This window comes from Neobacillus drentensis (genome assembly GCF_036965645.1).
Classification (GTDB): Bacteria; Bacillota; Bacilli; order Bacillales; family Cytobacillaceae; genus Neobacillus; species Neobacillus drentensis_D.
Map to the genome: position 1 here is coordinate 1 of NZ_JBALPZ010000166.1, position 5,046 is coordinate 5,046.

A 5,046-nucleotide genomic window follows, 5' to 3' on the forward strand; every position below is an offset into this window, starting at 1 on the left:
ATTCGGGTTATAGTTCATAGTGTTCTGTGGTTTTTTATTTTGTGGGAGGGGAAGCGGCTTTGTGTCTGTTTGATAGAGGTTTCCCTGAGGTCTGAATACATGTCCAGATTAGACTTAATTGAAGACACTTCCTGGTCCTATTCACCAACATTTTGGACAGTTTAAAGGAATCACAAATGTATTTTGTCCGAAAGGAATTTCCATTAAAAATGTAGAAGTTCGACTTTTCAGACTAAAGGAAGAAATTCAACTATCCGCTCGTTCTTAACTGGAAATGGACAAAAAACAAGGTAATAAGGTCGTTTTCCTAGTATAAATTGTTAATAAATAGGTCGAATAAATGTTCGCTTTTTTACTCGACAAATAGATTAAAAGAAGGTATAGTAGTTATAGGATTTATATTCATAGACTAATACGCAATAATTCAAATTCTTTATATAGAAAAAGGAGGAACTATTTGTGAGTGACCGTAAGGCCGCCTTAGAAATGGCGTTAAAGCAAATAGAAAAACAATTTGGTAAAGGCTCCATTATGAAGATGGGAGAGCAAACCGAAACAAGAATATCAACTGTTCCAAGCGGCTCCTTAGCACTTGATACAGCACTTGGAGTGGGTGGATACCCTAGAGGCCGTATTATTGAAATTTACGGGCCAGAAAGTTCAGGTAAAACAACAGTTGCCCTTCATGCAATTGCAGAAGTACAAGCAAAAGGCGGACAAGCAGCGTTCATCGATGCTGAACATGCGCTTGACCCAACATATGCACAAAAACTTGGTGTTAACATTGATGAATTACTATTATCACAGCCAGATACAGGTGAACAAGCACTTGAAATCGCTGAAGCATTAGTTCGAAGCGGTGCCGTCGATATTATTGTAATTGACTCCGTTGCTGCCCTAGTTCCTAAAGCAGAGATTGAAGGCGAAATGGGTGACGCTCACGTAGGTTTACAAGCCCGCTTAATGTCACAAGCCCTTCGTAAATTATCAGGTGCGATCAATAAATCAAAAACAATCGCAGTATTCATTAACCAGATTCGTGAAAAAGTGGGAATCATGTTCGGAAACCCTGAGACTACACCTGGTGGTCGCGCATTAAAGTTCTATTCTACTATCCGTCTTGAAGTACGTCGTGCAGAAACATTAAAGCAAGGAAATGAAATGGTTGGTAATAGAACTAAAATTAAAGTCGTAAAAAACAAAGTGGCACCGCCATTTCGTACAGCTGAAGTTGACATCATGTATGGAGAAGGTATTTCTAAAGAGGGCGAAATCATTGATCTAGGTTCTGAATTAGATATCGTTCAAAAAAGTGGTTCATGGTACTCCTATAACAATGAAAGAGTAGGCCAAGGCCGTGAAAATGCGAAATTATTCTTAAAAGAAAATCCTGCAATCCGTGACGAAATCAACCAAAAAATTCGTGAACATTACGGTTTAGATGGTGATAAAGTAGTATCGGAAGCAGAGGACGATGAGCAGATTAATTTACTAGATTAGTTCATAATAGGGCAAAACCTGTAACCGGGTTTTGTTTTTTTAATAACAAATGAATTAATATACATTAATATAAATAAGTATGCAATATAAACATAGCGTGCGAGTAATTTTATAATGTGGAATTCTAAATATTTGAAAAAGCTAGTGGGACAAAGCCTTGACAATAAATATTCACAGCTTTACAATTAACATGTATATTTTACATTTTTGGAAATATTACATTGCGAAAAGCCTTGGTGCTTGCTGTATGTTGAGTCTAAACAATGTACATGCCGACACTTACAAAAAAGAAACAAAAGTTCATAGCAAGAGGGGGTGTAACGATTGGATTTAATTACTATCATCTCCATTTTGCTTGGCCTTATCGTCGGTGCCGTTGTTGGCTATTTTGTTCATAAATCCATTGCTGATGCAAAAGTAGCAGGCGCAAAGAATGCTGCAGAGCAAATCCTTGAAGATGCGAAACGTGATGCTGATTCACTGAAAAAAGAAGCTTTGCTTGAAGCAAAGGATGAAATTCACAAGCTTCGGACTGAAGCAGAACGTGAGGTTCGTGAACGAAGAAATGAAATGCAAAAACAAGAAAACCGTTTACTGCAAAGAGAAGAGAATTTAGATCGAAAAGAGGAAACGTTAAACAAGCGTGAAAATCTTTTAGAAAAGAAGGATGATTCTCTAAACCAAAGACAACAGCATATTGAAGAGATGGAAAGCAAAGTGGACGAGTTGGTACGTAAACAACAAACTGAACTCGAACGTATTTCGAGCTTGACTCGCGAGGAAGCGAAAGCAATCATTGTCGACAGAATGGAACAAGAGCTTACCCATGATACAGCGATAATGATTAAAGAAAGTGAAAACCGAGCGAAAGAGGAAGCCGACAAGAAAGCTAAGGAAATTCTTTCTTTAGCTATCCAGCGTTGCGCTGCTGACCATGTGGCCGAAACGACTGTCTCTGTCGTCAACCTTCCAAATGATGAAATGAAAGGCCGGATTATTGGCCGTGAAGGACGAAACATTCGTACACTTGAGACCTTAACGGGAATTGATTTGATAATTGATGATACTCCTGAAGCCGTTATTCTGTCAGGGTTTGATCCTATTCGAAGAGAAACGGCACGCTTAGCTTTAGAAAAGCTTGTCCAAGACGGACGAATCCATCCGGCACGTATTGAGGAAATGGTTGAAAAATCTCGTCGAGAAGTGGATGAATATATCCGAGAAGTCGGGGAACAAACCACCTTTGAAGTGGGTGTACATGGACTACATCCGGATCTTATCAAAATCCTTGGCCGTTTGAAATTCCGTACCAGCTACGGGCAAAATGTCCTTAAGCATTCTATGGAAGTGGCTCAGCTTTCAGGATTATTGGCTGCCGAACTTGGTCAGGATGAAACACTTGCCCGTCGTGCAGGATTGCTTCATGACATCGGAAAGGCAATTGATCATGAGGTAGAAGGAAGCCATGTGGAAATCGGGGTTGAACTTGCAACTAAATACAAGGAACACCCAGTAGTAATCAATAGTATTGCATCCCACCATGGTGATACAGAACCTACATCAATTATTGCCGTCCTTGTTGCTGCTGCTGATGCATTATCCGCGGCTAGACCAGGAGCGCGAAGTGAGACACTCGAAAACTATATTCGCCGCCTCGAAAAGCTTGAGGAGATTTCAGAGTCTTATGAAGGCGTTGAAAAGTCCTTTGCTATTCAAGCTGGTAGAGAAGTGCGTATTATTGTAAGACCAGACGCAGTTGATGATCTTGCTGCCCACCGATTAGCACGAGATATTCGTAAACGGATCGAAGAGGAACTTGATTATCCTGGACATATTAAAGTGACAGTAATCCGTGAAACACGGGCTGTTGAATATGCAAAATAAAGCGGTGCACAGTGCACTGCTTTATTTTTTGCTTGAAGATAAGAAAGTATAAGACTTTGAGAATCGTCCAGCTTCAGGGCTCGGGGCATTAAGCACCTGGCCAAGGAGCTTCCGCTTTTCTTTGATTAAAGCAAAACTTGATGTGATACAATTTAAACAATACTAATTTTTTTCAAAGAAAGGGAATAAAATGAACCTACTTTTTATCGGTGATGTCGTTGGCTCTCCAGGTCGAGACATGGTGAAGGAATATCTGCCAAAGTTAAAGGAAAAATATCGGCCTCATTTTACAATCATCAATGGTGAAAATGCCGCAGGCGGAAAGGGGATAACCGAAAAAATCTATCGCGAATTTTTGGGCAACGGTGCTCAGGCAATAACGCTGGGGAACCATGCATGGGATAACCGAGAGATTTTTGAATTTATTGATTCGGCCAAAAATATGGTAAGACCTGCGAATTTCCCAGAAGGGACACCCGGAAAAGGGCTTGCATTTTTCAAAGTAAATGAATTCGAAATCGCAGTCATAAATCTGCAGGGGCGAACTTTTATGGCTCCATTAGATTGTCCATTTAAAAAGGCTGATGAGTTAGTTCAAATGGCCAGGGAAAGGACACCGTTTATCTTTGTGGATTTTCATGCGGAGGTTACTAGTGAGAAGCAGGCGATGGGCTGGTACTTAGATGGAAGAGTATCTGCTGTTGTTGGTACCCATACACATGTTCAAACGGCTGACAACCGGGTTTTACCAGGCGGTACTGGTTATTTAACCGATGTGGGCATGACCGGCCCTTACGACGGAATACTTGGTGTGGATAGGGAGGCTGTATTAAAAAGATTCCTAACAAGCCTGCCGGTTCGATTTGAAGTGCCAACATCCGGAAGAAACCAGCTGAGTGCCGTTTATATAGAATTAGATCGAAAAACAGGATTTTCTAAAAAGGTCGTTCCAATTCTAATTAATGATGACCATCCATTTTATAGTTAAAAACTTCCACATCGGAAGTTTTTTTAATAAGACCTTTTAACCTAGGTGTACTCCCTTAAAAATCGTCAATTCGTGAATTGGATTATGCGAATATCTTGACTTTTTTCGTCCAAGCCGGAATATGTCTTTTCAACGCTGAATATAGTAGCAGTGGAATGTTATAACCTGATTTGTTCATGAACTGCTCATGCGGGATCGGGATTTTCTAAGGGGGAGCTAGGAATGGAAATATTAAAAGTTTCAGCAAAATCTAATCCTAATTCTGTAGCTGGTGCACTTGCCGGAGTTCTGCGTGAAAGAGGTGCAGCAGAAATACAGGCAATTGGTGCGGGTGCATTGAATCAAGCCGTAAAGGCAGTAGCGATTGCAAGAGGATTTGTAGCACCTAGCGGAGTTGATTTGATCTGTATCCCTGCGTTTACCGATATTTTGATTGACGGGGAAGAACGCACAGCGATTAAGCTAATTGTAGAGCCGCGTTGAAAAAGATAGGCATCAGTATGTAGACAACAAAGAATCACATACTTACCTGTTTGGAATCATTCCAAGCAGGTTTTTTGTGTTTAAAAAGTATATAAAAATGAATATAATACTATTCTGCTATATAACACAAACACAAGTAGAATAATAATTATAGTAAAGAATTCTAGTATTTACTTACTTAAATGTATATT

The 5,046-nt window shown here is 39.9% G+C and carries 4 protein-coding genes; all 4 read left to right on the top strand.

Translation table 11 applies throughout. From position 1 onward, the window contains the following. Positions 1 to 459 precede the first annotated feature (459 nt). Entirely contained in the window at positions 460 to 1,500 is a 1,041-nt protein-coding gene (recA, locus tag V7266_RS25810; protein ID WP_335472111.1) for a recombinase RecA, read from the top strand. A gap of 324 nt (positions 1,501 to 1,824) precedes the next feature. Continuing rightward, the gene (gene rny / locus V7266_RS25815) at positions 1,825 to 3,384 is read left to right on the top strand and encodes a ribonuclease Y (RefSeq protein WP_098528653.1); all 1,560 of its coding nucleotides are present in this window, start codon (positions 1,825 to 1,827) and stop codon (positions 3,382 to 3,384) included. A 190-nt stretch (positions 3,385 to 3,574) separates the two neighbouring features. After that, the gene (locus tag V7266_RS25820) at positions 3,575 to 4,372 is read left to right on the top strand and encodes a TIGR00282 family metallophosphoesterase (RefSeq protein WP_335472112.1); all 798 of its coding nucleotides are present in this window, start codon (positions 3,575 to 3,577) and stop codon (positions 4,370 to 4,372) included. 222 nt (positions 4,373 to 4,594) lie between these two features. Then, positions 4,595 to 4,855 carry a stage V sporulation protein SpoVS gene (spoVS, locus tag V7266_RS25825; RefSeq protein WP_003211281.1) on the top strand — a complete coding sequence of 87 codons (261 nt, stop codon included), beginning with the start codon at positions 4,595 to 4,597 and terminating at the stop codon, positions 4,853 to 4,855. The last annotated feature ends 191 nt before the right edge of the window (positions 4,856 to 5,046 follow it).